Raw genomic sequence first — 19,559 nt, 5'->3', positions numbered from 1 at the left:
TCTACCCCGGCCGTCCTCCGGTGGCGGACGCGGTGCGGGCGATCGCCTGCGCGAGCGGGACGTGCTCGCGGGCCTGCCTCGCTGCTTGTCTGAGCAGGCCCGCTGCGACCGTGCCGCGGCCGTCGCGAAGGGCGGCCCCGGCCGCTCGCCACTGGCAGTACGTCGTGTCGTGCGGTCGGTCGAGGTCCTGCCACGTCGTGGCGGCGTCCAACCACACCTCGACCGTGTCGTCCCCGAGCAGCCGCTGCGTCTCCGCCTCCCACTGCGGCAGGCATGCCCGGTCGGCGAGGACGGCGTCCGGCGTGAACGGATCGTGGTGCAGGGCGTCGTGGAGCTCGTCGAGCTCGCGGCGCACGCGGAGCCGGTCCGAGGGCCGGCTGGTGGCCGCGGCATCCGCTGCCGCTGCCGCGGTGAGCACCAGGATGTCCCCTGCCGTGCCCGGAGACACCTCGTCGTGCCGGGCGCCCAGGACCACCTTCGTCAGCTCCAGGGCCTCCGCGGGGTCGCCCATCCAGATCGCGTAGTAGAGATGTGCCTCGAGCTTGAAGCTGTCGGCCACCTCCTGCCCGCCCGCGGCGAGGTGGTCGACGCGACCCCGCGCGGCGTCCTCGTGACCCTGGAGCACCTCGAGGATGGCGCGATCGACGTGGAGGAAGGACGAGAGCCCGGGCGCCTCGGCCCGGGTCTCGTCGCCGACGACCTCCATCGCGCGTCCGACCTTTCCTGCGCGCCGCCATGCCTGGGCGACGTTGCTCTTCAGGATGTCGGCGTGCCCGCCCGTGATCTGCCACCTCGCGGCCTGGTCCAGGGCAGGTCGCGCAGCGCGCGCGACGTCCTCCGCGGGCCGGCAGGCCATCAGCAGGATGTCCGTGTGACGGACGGCGACCCACAGGTTCCTGAGTGGACTCTCGTCCCGGCCGAACGTGCGGGTGATCCGGTCGATCTCGTCGACGCTCCCCGCGTCTCCGGATGCCGCCAGCTGCCAGGCCCACTGGGCGAGGACCGAGCGTTCGAGCAGGCGGTCCCCGGTCCCGGCCGCCATGGCGGCGGCCTCGGTCAGGACATCGGTCGCCTCGGTGCGCCGACCGCCCCACTCGAGCTCGGTGCCCTTCCACGTGAGTGCCGTGGCGAGCCCCGGTGTTGGGCCGAGCGTGCGGTAGAGGTCGATGGCGTGCTCGATCATCTGCAGGCCGAGCGATCCGCCGACGAACTGTGACGAGTTGAGCCGGGCCAGCTGGCGCAGGAGGTCGGCTCGTTCCGCGACGTCGTACAGGTGTGGTGGGTCCGGCAACGCGAGCTCTGCCTCGAGCACGGGCGCGGCATCGCGTGGCCTGCCGGCGAGGTCGAGCTGGGTGGCGATGCCGGCGACCACCTCGTGCCGGCGCACCGGAGGCTCGCCCGCCTCCGCAGCACCTGACGGCCACAGAGCCAGCGCGCGGCGCCAGTGGGCGGCCGCCTGCAGGCCGGAGTAGCGCTCGGCTGCCGCGCGAGCGGCCCCCACCTGCCAGACGAGCTCCTCCTCGTGCTCCCCGGCGCGCTGCCAGTGCCGGGCCACCTCGGCGGGCTCGACGTCCTCGGCCGCGGCCAGGACCCTCGCCACGGCGCGGTGGAATGCGGCCGCCTCACCCGGGAGCAGACGACGACGCACTGCCTCGGCGAGCAGCGGGTGACGCAGCTGCAGGCCGGCTGGGACGACGTCAATGAGTCGTTGAGCGTGCAGATCGCGCAGGACGGCGGTGAGCTGCTCGGGCTCGACCTCGCCGGCCCGTGCGATGTCCGCGGCCTCGAGCGGCCGGTCCGCGACCCCGAGCACGGACGCGACCGCCCACGTCGGTCCGGACAGGTGACGGACCCGCTCGTCCAGCAGGTCGTCGAGGTAGGTGGGCTCACCGGCCTCGGCGTGGGCCAGCTGCTCGGTGAACAGGGGCTGGCCACGGCTGCGTCTGTGGATCCGTGCCGCGTCCTGGGCGGATGCCTCGGGTCTGAGGAGCCGGAGCTGCTGCTGCGTCTCGTCCGCGGTCAGCGGGTCCAGCGGCAGCAGCTCGGCGTCCCGCCGCAATCGACCGAGCCAGTCACGGTGACCCTCCGAGACCTCGGGGTCGTCGGTCCGCCACGACCCCAGGATCGTCGCCTCCCCGTGGCGAAGCAGGTGCTCGACGAGGTCCAGGGTCAGGTCGTCGGCCCAGTGGAGGTCCTCCAGCACCAGCGCGAAGGGCTGCTCCGTGGACAGTGCCCGGCACAGCTCGGCGACCGCCGCGAACAGGCGCTGCCGCAGCCACCGGTCGTCCGGGTCCGTCACCGGCGCGTCGGTCGACCACTCGGGCAGCACCGCGGACACGGCCTCGCGGACGTAGGCCGGACACCTCTCCAGCGCGGCCGCCACGAGCCCTCCGTCCTCGGCGCGAGCCACGTGCCGCAGGGCCTCGGCCACAGGAAGCAGCGGAACCTCGGTCGAGAACGGCAGGCATCGACCGAGCGCCAGCAGGACGGCGCCGCGCACCTCGGCGCACGCGGCTTCGATCAGGGTGGTCTTGCCCATCCCGGCCTCGCCGCTGACGAGGAGCAGGCCGTCCCCGGCCTCGAGGTGCCGGCGCACGACGTCGAGCTCGTCCCGTCGGCCGGCGATGCGGACGTCCGGGTCCCGGTCATCACGCCCGGGCGTGCTCGCGTCGAGCCAGAGGCCGTGGAAGCGGTGCGTGTCACCGCCCATGGCCTCGACCATGAGCTCGACGGTGCCCCAGGTCGGGAGCGCGGGGGAGGAGAAGACCTTGGAGACGGTCGTGTGCGACACACCGGCCTCGCGCGCGAGCGCGCGGAGGCTCCGCCACCCGTCGTCGTGGTGCAGCTCGTGCAGCTCGTGGACCAGCCGCCGGTGGGGGCCCGGAGGCAGGTCGGGGCGGGGAAGCGCGCTCACACGAGACCTCCCTCTGCCCGGGCCGTGCCTCAAGGATCGGTCCGTCAGGAGGTTGTGTCCACGGCATTGCCGGCCACAGCAGGCCGACGTCCACGGTCCGGACAAGGGCTCCACCGGTCCCCCGGCACAATCGGGGGATGGAGGGACGGGCTCGGCACCTCGCGGCACTCGTCGCCTGCGCGCTGGTCGTGTCCGCCTGCACCTCGCCCTCACCCACCGACGAGCCGCCGGCCGACCCGGGTGTCGGCAGCACCTCGACGACACCGCCGGCCCGGGACGGGCAGGTGACCCTGGCCTTCGGCGGCGACGTTCACTTCGAGGGCCGCGCGGGTCGGCTGCTGGACCGTCCCGGCGGGTTGGGGCCCATCGCCCGCACGCTGCGCGCCGCCGACGTCGCGATGGTCAACCTCGAGACGCCGGTGACACGGAGCGAGCAGCGCGACCCCAAGGAGCTCGAGAACGCCGGCGACCGGTACTGGTTCCGCACCCGACCCGCCGCCGTCGACGTGCTGGCCGACGCCGGCGTCGACGTGGTGAGCGTGGCCAACAACCACGCGGGCGACTACGGCGCAGCCGGCCTGCAGGACACGCTGGCCGCCGGTCAGGAGCGTGGCGTCGCGATGGTCGGCGCGGGCCGCGGCGAGGCGGCGTACGACCCCCACGTGGTCGAGGTCGGCGACCTGGAGCTCGCGTTCCTCGCCGCCGACGGCGTCCAGCGCGAGGGAGCCAGCGACGTGTGGTCCGCGAGCACCGGGACTGTCGGTACGGCGTCTGCGCGGGGCAGCAAGGCCGCGGGGCTGGTCGCCGCGGTCGAGGCGGCGTCGGCGCGCGACCAGCTCGTCGTGGTCTACGTGCACTGGGGCCGCGAGTACCAGTCCTGCCCGACGCAGTCGCAGCGACTGCTCGCGCGTGACCTCGCCGACGCCGGGGCGGACGTCGTGGTGGGCAGCCACTCCCACGTCCTCGGTGGCGGGGGATGGGCCGGCGACGCGGTGGTGGCCTACGGGCTGGGCAACTTCGTCTGGTACCACGCCCGCCAGTCCCGGACGGGGGTCCTGTCGGTCACGCTCGACGCCGGGGGAGCCGTCCGGAAGTCGTGGACGCCGGCCAGGATCTCGCCGGCCGACGGACGGCCGGTCCCGGTCACGGGAGCCGCGCGCAGCCGTGCCGTGGCCGACTGGCGCGCCCGGCACCGCTGCACCGGACTGGCCGCCGACCGCGGTGGCGCGCAGGCCGACGACCCGGCGTACGGCTCGTCGGTGAGCCGCATCGACGCGAGCCTCGCCGACCGGATGCGCCGCAGCCACCGACCCGGCTGTCCCGTCCCGCTCCGCTACCTGCGCCACCTGCGGTTGACCCACCGCGACTTCGACGGCCGGGCGCGGACCGGCGAGCTGGTCGTCCACCGGCGGTGGGCGCGGCAGGTGGCCGACGCGTTCGGGCGCCTGTACGACGCCGGCTTCCCGATCGCCCGGATGCGGCTCGTGGACGACTACGGGGCCGACGACGACCGCTCCATGGCGGCCAACAACACCTCCGGCTTCAACTGTCGCCGGGTCGCGGGCCAGCGCAGCTGGTCGCAGCACGCCTACGGTGCGGCGATCGACATCAACCCCGTGCAGAACCCTTACGTCACGCCGGGACGCACCGCCCCTCCGGCCGGCCTGCCGTTCGTCGGGATCGACCGGGACCGGTCGGCACCCGCGCGGCCCGGAGTCGTCCGCGCCGGCGACATCCCGGTGGCGGCGTTCTCGCGCATCGGCTGGGAGTGGGGCGGCGCCTGGGTGTCGACGAAGGACTACCAGCACGTCGCCGCGCCGCGGGGACGCTGAGCCAGGGACTCAGCCGCGCTCCCGGACGGCCGCCCGCGCTTCGGGACCCTCGGCCCTCCCGGGGGCAGCCGAGGAGACCGCGTCCGGCACCACCGCGCGGGACCGGTCGACCACGCCGAGGAGCGGCACGTGCCCGCGTGCCTGCGCGTGGGCACGGCGCAGCAGCCGGCGGGCGAGCATGTCGCGGCCCTCGTGCAGAGCGAGCTCTCCCGCGCGCCAGCGGGAGTACGCCGCCTCGTGCGGGCGACCGACGAGGTCCCACTGCTCGGCCGCCCCGATCCAGTGCTGCAGCTGCGCGACGCCGTGGAGCCGGGCGAGCTCGGCGCGCCACGTGCTGCGGGTCGCCGGGGCGGCGGCGTGGGCTGCCTCCGGGGCCAACGGGTCGGTGGACCACTGGCGCTGCCAGTCCGAGAGTCGGGCGGCGAGGACGGCACGGCGGGCGGGATCGGCCTCGGCCACGTCGGCCCCCGCGCGGGCGGCGAGGCACAGCAGCGATCCGGTGTAGGGCGACCAGGAGGTGGCCGTCTCGCCGGCGGTGCCGTCGCCGATCCGGTCGAGGGCCTGCGCCGGCAGGCCGCGCCACAGGTCGCACAGCGCCTGGACGGTCACCACCGCCTGTCGGTGCGCGCTGACCCCGAAGTCGAGGGCCGCGATCGCCTCCAGGCGGCGGTCGGCCGCCTCCAGGTCGCCGTGCACCACCTGGACCCACGCGCGGGTGAGGTGCAGGAAGCGGGTCGACTGCCGGGGCTCGTCCTTGGTGCGCGGACGGACCAGGCGGGACGCGGCTCCGGTGGCCCCGGCGTGCAGGCGGGCCTCGGCGACGTTGCAGAGGAGCATCGTGCTGAGGACGAACGAGTCGATCCCGGCATCGCGCACGGCGGCCAGCCCGGGGTCCGCGGCGTCGGCCACGTCGTCGGCCGGCGCGCACAGCATCAGCAGCAGGTCGGTGTGGTAGGTCCCGAGCCAGACGTCGCTGAAGGGGTTGTCCTCGACGAGGATGGTCCTGGCCTCCCGGGCCGCGCGCAGCCCGTGGGCCGTGCGCCCCAGGACGATGTCGTGCCAGGCACGCTCGACCAGGGCGTCGCGGTGCAGCGCCGGATCGTCGAGCCGGGCGCTGATCTCGAGCATCCGGTCGATGACGATGTCGGCCTCGTCGTTGCGCCCGGCTCCTCGCAGGGCGCCCGACTTGTCGCCCATGGCCCGGACCAGGGAGTCGCGGTYGCCGAGCGCGTCGAGCACGGCGATCGCCTCGTCGGCGAGGCGCACGGACGTCTCCGGGTCGACCTGTGCGAGCGCCTGGCCGGCCCGGCGCAGCGCTCGGGCGTGGTCGTGCCCGGGCGATGCGGGGGAGAGGGCCAGGGCCTCGTCCACCCACGACCTCGCCTGCTCGCGGCGCCCCGAGCCGATCGCGGCGTGGACGAGCTCCAGCAAGAGCTCGCACCTGGTGATCCCGGCGTCGGCCGGGGGCGGGCCGTCGGCGGGCCAGCGGGCCAGGGCGCGCTCCCAGTGGACGGCCTCCTCGTCGCGGGACAGCCCGTCGCAGGCCGCCCGTCCGGCAGCGACCCGCCATGGCAGCTCCTCACGAGGATCTCCGGCTCCGCGCCAGTGCTCCGCGACCTCGGCCGGTGTCGGGTGCGCCATCGCGGCCAGGACGGCAGCCAGCCTCCGGTGGGTCGGTACGGCCTCTCCCGGCACGGCCCCGGCCCGCACCGCGGCGGACGTCAGCGGATGTCGGACGGTGACGTCCGTCGCGGCGTAGGGGTCGGCGAGCAGGTGCCGGGCCACCAGCTCGCGCCGGGCGTCGGTGAGCTCGGCGCGGCCCATCGACGTCGCGTCCGCGACGACCTGCGGGGGGAGGGGACGGTCGGCGAGTGCCGCGACGAGGAGCACCGACCTGGCGCTCGGGCTCAGGTGGTCGAGCTGCCGGGCGAGCAGGTCGGCCAGCGGCTCCGGCTCCGTGCCCGCGGTCATCGAGCGCGCCAGCTCCTCGGTGAACAGCGGCACCCCGCGGCCCTGCGCGTGGACGCGCTCGACGTCGCCGCGTCGCAGCCGGGGACCGATCAGCAGCCGCAGCTGCTCCCGGGTCTCCTTGTGGGTCAGCGGCGCGAGGTTGAGCACCAGCGCGGCCTCGCGACGCACGCGCATCAACCAGTAGTCGGCCTCCGCGGACTCGCCGCTGCGCAGGCTGGCGACGATCGGGACGCCCCGGCCACCGACGACGTGCCGCTCGATGAAGCCGCGCGAGCTGGGATCGGAGCAGTGCAGGTCCTCGAGCACGAGCGCCAGCGGACGGAGCGACGACAGCGCGGCAAGGGTGGACTCGATGGCCGCGAACAGGCGGGCGGTCGCGAACCGGTCCTCCACGTCGCGACCCGCCAGCCCGATCTCCGGCAGGATCCGGGACAGCGCCGGTGCCACGAACCCGGGGCAGCGGCCCAGCGCCTCCCCGAACCACCGGCCCCCGTCGTCGAGCCAGACCCGGCGCAGCACGTCCGACACGAGCGCGAAGGGCGCGTCGGCGAGGATCGGCAGCCCGCCGGCCCGGGCCACGAAGGTCGACACCTGCTGCGACGCTGCGGCCAGCAGCGTCGTCTTGCCGATGCCGGGCTCGCCGGTGACGACCAGCAGCCCGCCGCCTGCCTCGAGGTGGCGGCGTACGACGAGGAGCTCGGCGCGGCGGCCTGCGATGGTCCGCGCGGGAGGGGGCAGGTGCCGGGCGCCGTCCGCCGTCGCGGCGAGCCAGAGGTCCCGGAAGTCCGCCGGATCGCCCCCGACCGCCGGCACGACCATCTCGACGAGCGACCACGCGGGCAGTCGTGGGTGCGTGAAGAGGTGGTACACGGTGGTGTGCGAGCACCCCGCCCGGCGGGCGATGGCGCGGAGGCTGGGGCGTCCTGCCTCGTCGTGCAGGCGGTGCAGCGCGTCGACGAGGTCGCGGTGCGGTCCGGGCTCGAGCTCGGGCTGGTGCAGCAGGCCCATCGGCCCTCCCAGGGGTTCATCCTCAGGATCGACCCGCGGTGTGGGGTTGTCCAGATCCCGTCAGGCGGTCCCGGCGTGGTCGAGCGTCGCGGCGGCCGCGTCGGCGAGTGGCACGTGCTGCCGGGCGTCCTTGCGGGCCCGGCTTGCCAGCCGGATCGCCACGGTGCCGCGGCCGTCGCGAAGAGCGACCTGAGCGCCGCGCCACCGGCAGTAGGCGGACTCGTGCGGACGTCCCAGGCGGTCCCACGGGGCGGCAGCACGTGCCCAGCAGTCCACGGTGGTGCGATCCTCCAGCCGCCGCAGCTCTGCCTCCCACCGCAGCGCGTTGGCGGTCGTGGCGACGTCCGGGACGCCCGGACCGAACGGGTCGATCGAGGCGCTGGCCAGCATCGCGCGGAGGGACGTCGACTCCGCTCGTCGGAGCCCCGGGGGTGCCGCAGTCTCGTCCGCGGCGTCTGCATGGGCCCGGGCCAGCGCGACGAGCAGCGGGGCAGCCGCGGCGACCTGCTCGCCGTCGAGGTCGCGCGTCACCACGTCCGCGAGACGTGTGCACGTGTCGGACGCCCGGCCCGCCCAGAGCTCGATCTCCGCCGCCCAGCGCAGGCACTGCGTCCAGTTCTGGTCGTGGATGCGGATGTGCTCGTCGGCTGCCCGACTGCGGTGGAGGGCGGCGGACACCTGCCCCTCGCGCAGCTCGACCGCCGCCAGCATGACGTGGGCGAACGCGGTGTTGGTGGTCGGGCCCGAGCGCGTGATCGGCTCGATCCACGCGCGAGCCGAACGGGTGTTGCCCTCGAGCAGGTGCGCCCAGCACACGTTGGTGCGGACGAGGACGCCCGGGTAGGACAGCTCGAGGTCCCAGGCGGCTGCGGTGGTGAGAGGTGCCTGCGCGATCTCCTCGGCGCGCGCCGCCGAGGCAGAGGTGCCGAGCAGCGCGTCTGTCGCGTTGGCGGCGATCATCAGGTCGGCGACAGGGTCCGGGTTCTCGTCGTCCTGCAGTGCCCGGAGGGCCTCCTCGACCACCTCCTCGACCACCGCGTCGGCGTCCCCACCGGCCTGGCGGGCGTTCCCGACCAGCCACGCCCGATGACGCCGGCGGAACCGGGCGTCCGCGACGTCGAGGAGCTCGGCCGACCGCCGGAGCGCGGCGAGTGCCTCGCTCTGCCGCCCCATCTGGATGAGGAGCCCCGTGCGGTCCTCGAGCAAACGGAAGAGCTCCGGCGAGGGCGTCAGCGGTTCGAGCAGCTGCATCGCCTGCTCCATCAGCGCCTCCGCCCCGGCGCCGTCGCCCTCCTCGTAGCGCTGGGACCCGATCCGGTGCAGGACCTGCGCACGTGCCCGAACGGGGAGCTCCTCGAGCCGCAGCCGACCGGCGCGGCCGGCCAGGTCGTGGCCCGTCTCGACCTCACCCGCCTCGACGGCGGCGTCGATCGCCCTCACCAGCACCTCCCACAGGTCGACGTCGCCGGGCTGGTGGCCCTCGTCCCACAGGGCCAGGACGCGCAGCCACGTTGCGAGCTCCTTCTCGTAGGCGAAGCGGGCGCCTGCCGCGATGGCCGCATCTACCCGCGCGGAGACCTCCTGGTCGGAGCGTCCGGCAGCCATCCAGTGATCGGCGACCTCGGCCGGCTCGGCGGTGGGCGCCCCGTCCATTGCCTCGGCGAGGCGTGCGTGCACCTCCGCGGCCTCGCCCGGCACCAGCCGTCGCGCGACGGCCTCGACGAAGAGGGGGTGGGCGAGCTCCACGTCGTCAGCCGTGCCCGGTCGGAGGAGGCGACGCTCGGCCAGCAGGTGCAACGCCTCGTCCATCGCGTCCTGCGGCAGTCCCGTCGCGCCCCGGAGCATGGCAGGCGGCATCGCTCGTTGAGCGACCCCCAGCACCCGCACCGCTCGCCACGAGACGTCGTCGAGGTCCCCGATACGCCGGTCGAGGAGGTCGGCGAGGGCGCGGGGTAGCGCGTCGTCGTCCGGGCTCACGGCGAGCTGCGCCGTGTACAGCGGTAGACCCCGACTGCGGGGGTGGATCCGCCGGGCGAGGTCGTGGGTCGCCCCGGTGCCCGTGAGCAGGCGCAACTGCTCGACCGTCTCGGCCGGGGTGAGCGGTGGCAGGTCGACGGCAGCGACCCCGGCCGTCCAGCGAGCGCGGCTGAGCCAGTCCGTGTGCGCGTCCGACACGTCCGGGTCGTCCGAGCGCCATGTCGCGATGACCGGTGGACGCGACGGACCGCTGGTGACGCGGGTGAGCAGGTCGAGGGTGCTCCGGTCGGCCCAGTGACAGTCCTCGAGGTGCACCGCGAGGGGACGCACGCCGTCCAGGGCGCGCAGCGTGCTGACCACCGACGCGAAGAGCCTCTCGAGGCCCCAGAGGTCGTCGGTCGCCGGGGCTCCCGAGCCGTCCTCCAGCTCGGGCAGCAACCGCGCGAGAGACGTGGCGACGTAGCGGGGGCAGGTCGCGAGCGCGTCCGCAAGCCACCGACCCCCGTCGTGATCGAGCACTGCCCGGAGGGCATCGGCCACCGGCATGAGGGGCATCTCGCGGGAGAGGTGCAGGCAGCGGCCGACGGCGACGAAGACGTCCGTCGAGGCCGCCGCCGCACCCACGAGGGCCGACTTGCCGATGCCTGCCTCGCCCGTGACCAGCAGCAGCCCGGTGCCCGACGTGAGGTGGTGTCGTACGACCCTCAGCTCGGCGACGCGGCCCGCGATGCGGGTGGCACCGCGCTCGGTCCCGGGATCACCCGACGGTGCCGAGGCAGCCAGCCACAGCTCGCGCGCCTGCGGCACGTCGCCGCCCATCGCCTCGACCAACAGCTCGACCGTCCCCCAGCTGGGAAGAGCTGGCGACGACAGCGCCTTCGAGACGGTGGTGTGCGAGACCCCGGTCTGCTCGGCGAGCCTCCGCAGGCTGGGCCAGCCCGCTCGGTGGTGCAGGTCGTGGAGCACGTCGACGAGCTCACGGTGGGGACCGGGAGGCACCTCGGGTCGCGGTAGCGCACCCATCGGACAAGGATCGCCGATCCGGTGTGCGACCCGCGGGTGGTCCAGACCGCTCGAGGTCGGGGTGTCAGCGTCTGTCAACCCTTGTCAACCGTCGTGGCGGCGGTCCCACCGTGGAGGAACGGCCGGTCCATCCGGGTCCGGCACCACGAAGGGACACACCATGAACACCAACACCCATTCCGTCCGCCGGCGCATCGCCGCCTGTGCGGTCGCGGCCGTCGTCCTGCCCACGTTCGCCGCCTGTGGCGCCGACCTCGACCCGCCGGCCCAGAACATCAACCGGCACAAGACCGACAAGACGACCACCGTCCCCGACCACGCCTCGGGCAACCGCAAGGAGTTCGGTGACGAGTACGGCAAGCGGGCAACGCCCAAGCCCAGCCCGGACCAGGGGCGGAGCCTCAACCGGATGAACTTCCGGGACAACGGCCTGTGAAGGTGGCAGACCGGACGCCGTCGGGGGGCGTCCGGTCCTCGTCCCTTGGCCGCGCCCGCCCGATGGATCCCTGCCCCTCCCGGGGCAGGGATCCATCCTTGCGTCAGTCGCCTCCCACCCGTCGCCCTGACGACTCCGCGATCACCCTGGACAGGGGGACGTGCTCACGGGCGTCGGCGGCGGCCCGCCGCAGCAGCCGTTCGGCGACGGCTCCGCGGCCCTCGCGGAGCGCGACCTGCGCCGCGCGCCAGCGGCAGTACGCCGCCGCGTGGGGTCGGCCGAGGTGGCCCCAGGCGACCGCGGCGCGTGACCACTGGTCCACCGTGTCGGTGCCGCTGGCCCGGACGAGCTCGGCCTCCCAGGTCACGCCGGCAGCGACCCCTGCCGAGGACCGCTGCGGGTCGAGCGGGTCGAGCCGGGCCCCTCGGCGCAGGTCCTCCAGGTCCTCGAGCGCCGCGGTGTCCTCGTCGGACGGGCGATCTCCCGGAGGGGTCCGCATGTCGGCCACAGCACGGGCGAGCACCAGGAACGCCATCCAGTAGTCGACGATCCCGGGGGAGTCGAGGAACGCCTCGAGCGGGTCGCGCAGGGCGCCCCACGCCTCTGCCGGCTCCTCCTGCCACAGCAGGGCCGTGGCCTCCCACACCGCACGGTTCAGCCGGTTGCGCGTGCTCCCGCCGGTCTTCACCAGTCCGCGCATGGTCCTGATCGCGTCGTCCGTACGGCCCTGGACGATGTCGAGGCGCGCCGAGACCCACTGCCCCGGCCAGTCGTCGTAGCTGTGCGACCGGGGCACGTCGACCAGGCGGGCAGCGGCGTCGCCGGTCCGGCCCGCGTCGAGGTAGGCCTCGACGACGTTGGCCTTCACCAGCGTGAGGAGGTGGAAGTCGAGCTGCCACTCCCGCCCGAGGTCGAGCACCCGTTGGGCGGCCTCCTCGACCTCGTCGGGCGGGCGGTGGTGCTGCAGGAGCACATCGGTGTGCATCATCGCCAGGTTGGCCTCCCGCCACGCTCCGGCCGTGCCGGCCACCCGGCTGCGCGCCCGGCGGAACAGGTCGAGCGCCGCGGCGAGGTCGCCGAGGTGACCCACGAGCCAGCCCAGGGTGGCGGCCGTCTCGAGGTACAACGCGTCGTCGTCGAGCTCCGCGCACGCGTGGAGAGCGCTCTGCAGGTCGCGTGTCGCCTCGTCGTAGCGGGCCAGGTCCATCAACGCGTCCGCGCGCTGGTCCAGGACGCGGACGAGGTCGGGGCCGACAGCGTGCCCGGCCAGGCGGTCGAGCGCGCGGTCGGCCAGCACGACGGACCCCTCGGGGTCGTCCTTGACCAGCCAGGCGACCTGCGCCGCGCGGCGGATCACCCTCGCTGCCTGCTCGTCGGGCAGCGCGTCCACGTCGGGCTGCTCCTCGTCGACCAGGGCCGCACAGGCCTCGAGCCGGCCCGACAGCTGCAAGGCGTCGAACGCGGACAGCCACGCCGTGACCAGGCCCTCGGGCGAAACGGCGTGCTGGCGACCCAGCTCGAGGATCCGCAACCAGTGCTCGGCCTCCGAGCGCGGGTCGGTGCGACGGCGTGCCTGACGGGCAGCGGCGGCCCGCCACCGGGCTTCCTCCGTGGTCCCACCGGCGAGCCGCCAGTGCTCGGCGACCACGGCCGGGTCCGCGCCGCCGTCGCGCCCGAGCAGCTCGGCGAACGTGCGGTGGAGCCGGCGTACCTCGCCCGGGAGCAGCCGTCGGCGAGCGGCGTCGGCGAGGAGTGGGTGCGCCAGTCGCACCGTGTCCGTGGCGCCCACGCTCACCAGGTGCCGCGCTGCGAGGTGTCTCAACGCGTCGAGCACAGCGTGGTCGTCGAGGCCGGTGGCGGCGGTCACCAGCCGGACGTCGACCGGCCCGTCGGCCACGCCGAGCGCGGTGGCCACCCGGCCCTGGTCGGGTGAGAGGTCGCCGAGGCGCCGGTCCAGGAGGTCGGCTAGCACCGGTGGGAGGGTCGGGTCGTCTCCCTGGATGGCGAGGTGCGCGGTGAAGAGGGGGTGCCCGCGTGACCGCTCGTGGATCCGCCGGGCGCGGTCGCTGGTGGTGCCGTCGAGCCACCCGGCCAGTCGCAGCTGGTCGCGCGTCTCCGCCAGGGTGAGCGGACCCAGGCTCATCGTGCGGACTCCCGGCAGTGCCTGCACGCGTGCGAGCCACTCGCTGCGCCATCGCTGGACCGTCTGGTCGTCCAGGCGCCACGTCACCGTGATCGGCACGTCCACGTCGCGGGACAGGACGTACTCCAGCAGGTCGAGGGTGGTCGCGTCCGACACGTGCAGGTCCTCCACCACCACGGCGAGGGGGCGCGTCGCGGCGAGCCTGGCGAGCACCGCCGCGACGGCGGCGTACAGGTGCTGCTGGGCGAAGTCGACGTCGTCGGTCGACGCCGCGGCGGCACTCAGCTCGGGCAGGAGCCGGGCGAGCGCCTCACGTGCGTAGGCCGGGCAGTCGGACAACGCCTCGCCGATCCACCGACCGTCGTCCGCGTCGTGGATCGACCGGAGCAGCTCCACCACCGGCATGAGCGGGACCTCGGTGGAGAACGGAAGGCAGCGCCCGACGGCCACGCGGGTGTCGGTGAGCGCCGCTGCCGCGTCGACGAGCGTGGACTTGCCGATGCCGGCCTCGCCGGTGACCACCAGGAGGCCGCCGCCCCCGTCCAGGTGGTCGCGCACGACGGCGAGCTCGGTGCGGCGACCAGCGATGCCCGGGGACGGTGGGGGAGGCGCGTCGTCGTCGTCCGACGACGACGCGGCGAGCCAGAGAACGTGGAACTCCGCGCGGCTGCCGCCCATCGCCTCGACGAGGAGCTCCACGGTCCCCCAGGGCGGGAGGGCGCTGCTGGAGAAAGCCTTGGAGACCGTGGTGTGGGAGACCCCGGTGTCGCGTGCGAGCGAGCGGAGGCTGGGCCAGCCGGCCTCGTGGTGCAGCTCGTGCAGGGCCCGGACCAGGACCTGGTGGGCGCCCGGTGGCAGGACCGGGCTCGGTAGTGCGCCCATGTCACCTCCGACGGCCGCTGGTGCAGTGCCCCGAGACGTCGTCTTCCACCATCCGACGCACGGGCCGTCGTGTCCATGCATTTTCCGGCGTCCCCGGGCGGCGCCACCTCCTGCGGTCGGCGCCCCTGACGCCCGTCACGGGCGAGGACTCCCGCTCCTCGCTAGGCTGGAGCCATGGGGGAGATCGAGAACCGCCCGCACGACCCGTCGCAGATGCGCATCTCCGACGCAGACCGCCAGCGCGTCGCCGACGTGCTGCGCGACGCTGCCGGGGACGGCCGCATCGACCTCGACGAGCTCGAGGAGCGGATGGAGCTGACCTGGCAGGCCAAGACCTACGGCGAGCTGGTGCCGATCACGCTCGACCTGCAGGCGCCGGGCCCTGCCGCCCCACCCACCGGCCCGCCGGTGCGTCGTACGCCGTCAGCGGTGCCCGCGGTCGGGCACAACTCGTCCGTCGCGATCATGAGCGAGTGCAAGCGCCAGGGCGTCTGGTCGGTGCCCGAGCACCACAGCGCCTTCGCGATGATGGGTGGAGTGGTCATCGACCTCCGCCAGGCGCAGCTCTCGGCCCACGAGACGCTCCTCAACGCCAGCGCGATCATGGGCGAGGTGAAGGTGATCGTCCCGGCCGACATGCACGTGGTCATGGACGGCACCCCGATCATGGGCGAGTTCAGCCAGGCCAAGGACAAGGTGCCCGCCGAGGTCGGCCCCGGCTCCCCGGTCGTGCGCATCCGCGGGATGGCCCTGATGGGGTCGGTCACGGTGCAGCGCCAGCCCGCGCCCGGCACGCCGAAGAAGTACCTCGGCACCTACTGACGAGACGCGCGACCTGCCGCTCCGCTCGACCCCGCGCCGCCGTGGCGCGACCACGGGTCGGGCGCTGATTGCTGCGCCCACCCCGGGGCCCTACTGTGACCCGGGTCACTTCACTACGGATCGTCCGGCACGTACCTGCCGGTGAAGGAGCAGAACATGGCATCAGTGACTTTCGAGAAGGCGCAGCGGTGGTATCCCGGCACCGACGAGCCGGCCGTGCCCGGCATCGACCTGGAGATCAAGGACGGCGAGTTCATGGTGCTCGTCGGCCCCTCCGGCTGCGGCAAGTCCACGACCCTGCGCATGCTCGCAGGGCTCGAGGAGGTCAACGACGGGCGCATCTTCATCGGTGACCGGGAGGTCACCAACGTGCCCCCCAAGGACCGCGACATCGCGATGGTCTTCCAGAACTACGCGCTCTACCCGCACATGTCGGTCGAGGAGAACATGGCCTTCTCGCTCAAGATGGCCAAGGTACCCACCGAGGAGCGGAAGAAGCGCGTCGCCGAGGCGGCTCGCATCCTCGGCCTCGAGGAGTTCCTGGAGCGCAAGCCCAAGGCGCTCTCGGGCGGTCAGCGTCAGCGCGTGGCGATGGGTCGCGCGATCGTCCGCAATCCGCAGGTCTTCTGCATGGACGAGCCGCTGTCCAACCTCGACGCCAAGATGCGGGTGCAGACCCGCACCGACATCGCGCGCCTGCAGCAGGACCTCGGCGTCACGACCGTCTACGTCACGCACGACCAGGTCGAGGCGATGACGATGGGCGACCGGGTCGCGGTGATGAAGCTCGGCGTGCTGCAGCAGGTCGACACCCCGCTCAAGCTCTACGACAAGCCCGCCAACCTCTTCGTCGCCGGCTTCATCGGGTCGCCGCAGATGAACCTCATGGAGGGCACGGCGGTCGACGGCGACGTCAAGGTCGGCAAGTACACGGTGCCGGTCGACCCCACCGCCGAGCGCAAGATGTCGGGCCGGGTCACCGTCGGCGTGCGTCCGGAGAGCTGGCGCATCGTCACCGCCGAGGAGGGTGGCCTGCCCGTCAAGGTCACGGTCGTCGAGGAGCTCGGCGCCGACAGCTTCGTCTACGGCACCTGCGACGTGGAGGGCACGCCCTCCAACGTGATCGTCCGCGTCGCCGGACGCCAGCACCCGCAGAAGGGCGAGACGCTCCACGTCACCACCGACCCGCAGAACGTCCACGTCTTCGACACCGAGACGGGCGAGCGCCTCTCCGACTGAGTCCTCCGACCGCACCGCCCAGCACGGCATGAGCCCCGGGAGCCCTGCTCCCGGGGGCTCAGCCGTCCCCGGCGTCACTTCGCCATACTGGGCGCGTGAGGTCCGACACCGGTTTCGAGCAGCGGCTGGCCGCCCTGGAGCCCGACCTGCGCGACACCGTGTCGCGGGTCTACGGCGCCGACGCGGCGTCCGAGGTCACCCGGTCCCTGGTCGCGGTCGCCCGGGCGGCGCACGCGGCCCGGCCGGCCGAGCTGCGCGCGCTCGACGAGCGGAGGCTGCGCGAGCCCGACTGGTTCCAGCGGTCCTCGATGGTGGGCTACGCCGCCTACGCGGACCGCTTCGCCGGGACGCTGCGCGGGGTGGGGGAGCGCGGGGCGTACCTGCGTGAGCTGGGGGTCGGCTACCTCCACCTGATGCCGCTCCTGACGCCGCGGCCGGCGCCGAACGACGGCGGCTACGCGGTCATGGATTACCGCTCCGTGCGGCCCGACCTCGGCACGGTCGACGACCTGCGCGACCTCGCGACCACCCTGCGCGGCGAGGGCATCAGCCTCTGCCTCGACCTCGTGCTCAACCACGTCGCGCGCGAGCACGAGTGGGCCCTCGCGGCGCGCGCGGGCGACCCGGACCGGCGGGCCTTCTTCCACGTGCATCCCGACCGCGAGGTGCCCGACGCCTACGAGGCGACGCTGCCGGAGGTGTTCCCCGACTTCGCGCCGGGCAGCTTCACCTGGGACGACGAGCTGTCGGGCTGGGTCTGGACGACGTTCAACGACTACCAGTGGGACCTCGACTGGTCGAACCCCGCCGTCCTCCGCGAGTTCGCCGACATCATCCTGTCGCTGGCCAACCTGGGCGTGGAGGTGTTCCGCCTCGACGCGATCGCGTTCATCTGGAAGCGCCTCGGCACCGACTGCCAGAACCAGCCCGAGGTGCACGACCTCACCCGCGCCCTCCGCACCGTCGCCCGCATCGCGGCCCCCGCGGTCCTGTTCAAGGCCGAGGCGATCGTCGGCCCGGCGGACCTTCCGGCCTACCTCGGCGTGGGTGAGCAGGCGGGCCGGGTCAGCGACCTCGCCTACCACAATGGGCTGATGGTGCAGGTCTGGTCGATGCTCGCCTCGCGCGACGCCCGCCTGGCGACGTACGCCCTCCAGCAGCTGCCGCAGCCGCCCTCGACGACGGCCTGGATCACCTACGTGCGCTGCCACGACGACATCGGGTGGGCCATCTCCGACGAGGACGCCCGTGCGGTGGGTCTCGACGCGGCGGCTCACCGGCGGTTCCTGTCCGACTTCTACGCCGGGTCGTTCCCCGGGTCGTGGGCGCGGGGGCTGGTCTTCCAGCACAACGAGCAGATGGGGGACCGGCGGATCTCCGGCTCGCTCGCCTCGCTCGCCGGTCTCGAGGTGGGCGACCCGCACGCCGCCGCGCGCATCCTGCTCGCGCACGCGATCATCCTGTCCTTCGGCGGCCTGCCGGTGATCTGGATGGGCGACGAGGTCGGGTTGCTCAACGACCACGGGTGGGCCGACGACCCCGACCACGCCGCCGACAACCGGTGGGTGCACCGGCCGCGGATGCCCTGGGCCGACGTCGAGGCCGACCCCGACCCGCACGGCATCACGTCGGGCCTGCGGCACCTGATCGACGTACGACGCTCGCTGCCGCACCTGCACGCGGCCTCGCCCACCGAGGTGTGGGACCCGCGCGACCCCGGCGTCCTGCTCGTGGTCCGGCGGCACCCGGACGGCCCGCTCCTCGCCGCCGCCAACGTCACCGACCGGGAGGCGTGGGTGGCCGCCGACGTCCTGCACTGGCTGGGCCTGCACTCCGACGACCTGGTAGACGCCCTCACCGGCGCCGCGCCCGACCTCCACGACGGCGCGGTGCGGCTCGAGCCCTACGCGTCGGTGTGGCTGCACGCGGCGTCCCCGTCACCCGGCTGAGGCCGTCGCGAGGATGCGCTGGACGCGGCGAGGCCCCGGGAGCTGATGCTCCCGGGGCCTCGTCCCACGCCGACCTGCGGGGCCGGACGACCGTGGGTCAGGTCGTGGCGGTGTCCGAGCCCGGCTGGACCTCGTCCTGCTCGCGCCCGACCTCCTCGGCCTTCGCCATGGCGTTGCCACCGGGGATGACTCCGGCCTTGGAGGCGTCCATCGTGAGGTTCTCGCCCGTGGCCGGGTCGAAGAGGTGGATCTTGCGGGCGTCGACCCAGATGGTGGCGTCGTCGCCCTCGCTGATCCGGCTCGCACCGTCGAGGCTGATCACCAGCTGGGTGCGCAGCGACTCGCCGTCGAGGTCGCGCTCGAGCTGCTGGAGCTGCTTGGCGACCTCGGGCGGCGCCTCGAAGGGGATGTAGGCGTAGGCCTCGTTGCCCAGCCACTCCACGACGTCGACCGTGGCGTTGAACGTCGCCTCGTCGGTCACCTTGTCCTCGTCGACGACGCTGGCGTCCTCGAAGTGCTCGGGCCGTATCCCGGCCATCAGCAGACCCTTGCCCTGTGCCTTCGCCGCCCTGTCCTCCGGGATCGTGACGGTCCCGAACGGCAGCTCCACCTGGTTGCCCTTCACCTCCGCCGGCAGGAAGTTCATCGGCGGGGAGCCGATGAAGCCGGCGACGAAGAGGTTGGCCGGGTTCTCGTAGAGCTCGCGGGGCGTGGCGAGCTGCTGCAGGATTCCCCGCTTCAGCACCGCGACCCGGTCGCCGAGCGTCATGGCCTCGGTCTGGTCGTGGGTGACGTAGACGGTGGTGATGCCGAGCCGCTTCTGCAGACGGGAGATCTCCGTGCGCATCTGTCCGCGCAGCTTGGCGTCGAGGTTGGACAGCGGCTCGTCGAACAGGAACGCCTCGGCCTGGCGGACGATCGCACGCCCCATGGCGACCCGCTGGCGCTGGCCTCCCGAGAGGTTGCCCGGCTTGCGCTCGAGGTGCTCGTCGAGCTCGAGGGTCTTCGACGCGTTGCGCACCTTCTCGTCCACCTCGGAGTCCGACGCGCCGGCCAGCCGGAGCGGGAAGGCGATGTTCTCGTAGACGGTGAGGTGGGGGTAGAGCGCGTAGTTCTGGAAGACCATGGCCAGGTTGCGGTCGCGCGGGGCGAGGTCGTTGACCTTCTTCCCGCCGATCACCATGTCGCCGCTGGTGATGTCCTCCAGCCCCACGATCATCCGTAGCAGCGTCGACTTCCCGCAGCCGGAGGGCCCGACCAGGATCAGGAACTCCCCGTCGGCGACGTCGATGCTGATGTCGTTGACGGCAGGGAAGCCGTCGCCGTACTGCTTGACGATGTTCTTCATCTCGATGGCAGCCAT

General features: G+C 73.7%; 10 protein-coding genes. 5 read left to right on the top strand and 5 right to left on the bottom strand.

Annotated features, from left to right (window positions below; genetic code table 11):
• Position 1: 1 nt before the first annotated feature.
• Positions 2-2,914 carry an ATP-binding protein gene (locus ACXJKB_RS01720; protein WP_457184804.1) on the bottom strand — a complete coding sequence of 971 codons (2,913 nt, stop codon included), beginning with the start codon at positions 2,912-2,914 and terminating at the stop codon, positions 2-4.
• Positions 2,915-3,051: 137 nt separating this feature from the next.
• Here ACXJKB_RS01720 and ACXJKB_RS01715 point away from each other — a divergent pair, with 137 nt between their 5' ends.
• Positions 3,052-4,746: a CapA family protein gene (locus tag ACXJKB_RS01715; protein WP_457184802.1), complete on the top strand. Its 1,695-nt coding sequence runs from the start codon at positions 3,052-3,054 to the stop codon at positions 4,744-4,746.
• 9 nt (positions 4,747-4,755) lie between these two features.
• Here the strand turns inward: ACXJKB_RS01715 and ACXJKB_RS01710 are convergent, their stop codons facing one another.
• Together ACXJKB_RS01710 and ACXJKB_RS01705 are read right to left on the bottom strand one after the other, a co-directional pair.
• Positions 4,756-7,725, bottom strand: coding sequence for an ATP-binding protein (locus ACXJKB_RS01710; RefSeq protein ID WP_457184800.1), 2,970 nt, complete (start codon positions 7,723-7,725; stop codon positions 4,756-4,758).
• Between the two features lie 60 nt (positions 7,726-7,785).
• On the bottom strand, positions 7,786-10,725 hold the full coding sequence (locus ACXJKB_RS01705) for an ATP-binding protein (protein ID WP_457184798.1): 2,940 nt from the start codon (positions 10,723-10,725) through the stop codon (positions 7,786-7,788).
• Between the two features lie 160 nt (positions 10,726-10,885).
• Between ACXJKB_RS01705 and ACXJKB_RS01700 the strand changes: the two genes are divergently transcribed.
• Positions 10,886-11,161: a hypothetical protein gene (locus ACXJKB_RS01700; RefSeq protein WP_457184796.1), complete on the top strand. Its 276-nt coding sequence runs from the start codon at positions 10,886-10,888 to the stop codon at positions 11,159-11,161.
• A 103-nt stretch (positions 11,162-11,264) separates the two neighbouring features.
• Here the strand turns inward: ACXJKB_RS01700 and ACXJKB_RS01695 are convergent, their stop codons facing one another.
• The gene (locus ACXJKB_RS01695; RefSeq protein ID WP_457184794.1) at positions 11,265-14,186 is read right to left on the bottom strand and encodes an ATP-binding protein; all 2,922 of its coding nucleotides are present in this window, start codon (positions 14,184-14,186) and stop codon (positions 11,265-11,267) included.
• A 174-nt stretch (positions 14,187-14,360) separates the two neighbouring features.
• Here ACXJKB_RS01695 and ACXJKB_RS01690 point away from each other — a divergent pair, with 174 nt between their 5' ends.
• The 3 genes from ACXJKB_RS01690 (at position 14,361) to ACXJKB_RS01680 (ending at position 18,196) form a co-directional block, all read left to right on the top strand.
• A complete protein-coding gene (locus tag ACXJKB_RS01690) occupies positions 14,361-15,008 on the top strand; it encodes a DUF1707 SHOCT-like domain-containing protein (RefSeq protein WP_457184792.1) in 648 nt (215 codons plus the stop codon).
• Positions 15,009-15,164: 156 nt separating this feature from the next.
• Entirely contained in the window at positions 15,165-16,247 is a 1,083-nt protein-coding gene (locus tag ACXJKB_RS01685; RefSeq protein WP_457184790.1) for an ABC transporter ATP-binding protein, read from the top strand.
• Between the two features lie 95 nt (positions 16,248-16,342).
• Positions 16,343-18,196, top strand: a complete 1,854-nt coding sequence (locus ACXJKB_RS01680) for an alpha-amylase family protein (RefSeq protein WP_457184788.1) — start codon at positions 16,343-16,345, stop codon at positions 18,194-18,196.
• A gap of 97 nt (positions 18,197-18,293) precedes the next feature.
• Here the strand turns inward: ACXJKB_RS01680 and ACXJKB_RS01675 are convergent, their stop codons facing one another.
• Positions 18,294-19,559, bottom strand: a complete 1,266-nt coding sequence (locus ACXJKB_RS01675) for an ABC transporter ATP-binding protein (protein WP_457184785.1) — start codon at positions 19,557-19,559, stop codon at positions 18,294-18,296.

Source organism: Nocardioides sp. P5_E3 (assembly GCF_054049275.1).
This window is presented reverse-complemented; position numbering and strand designations above follow the sequence as displayed.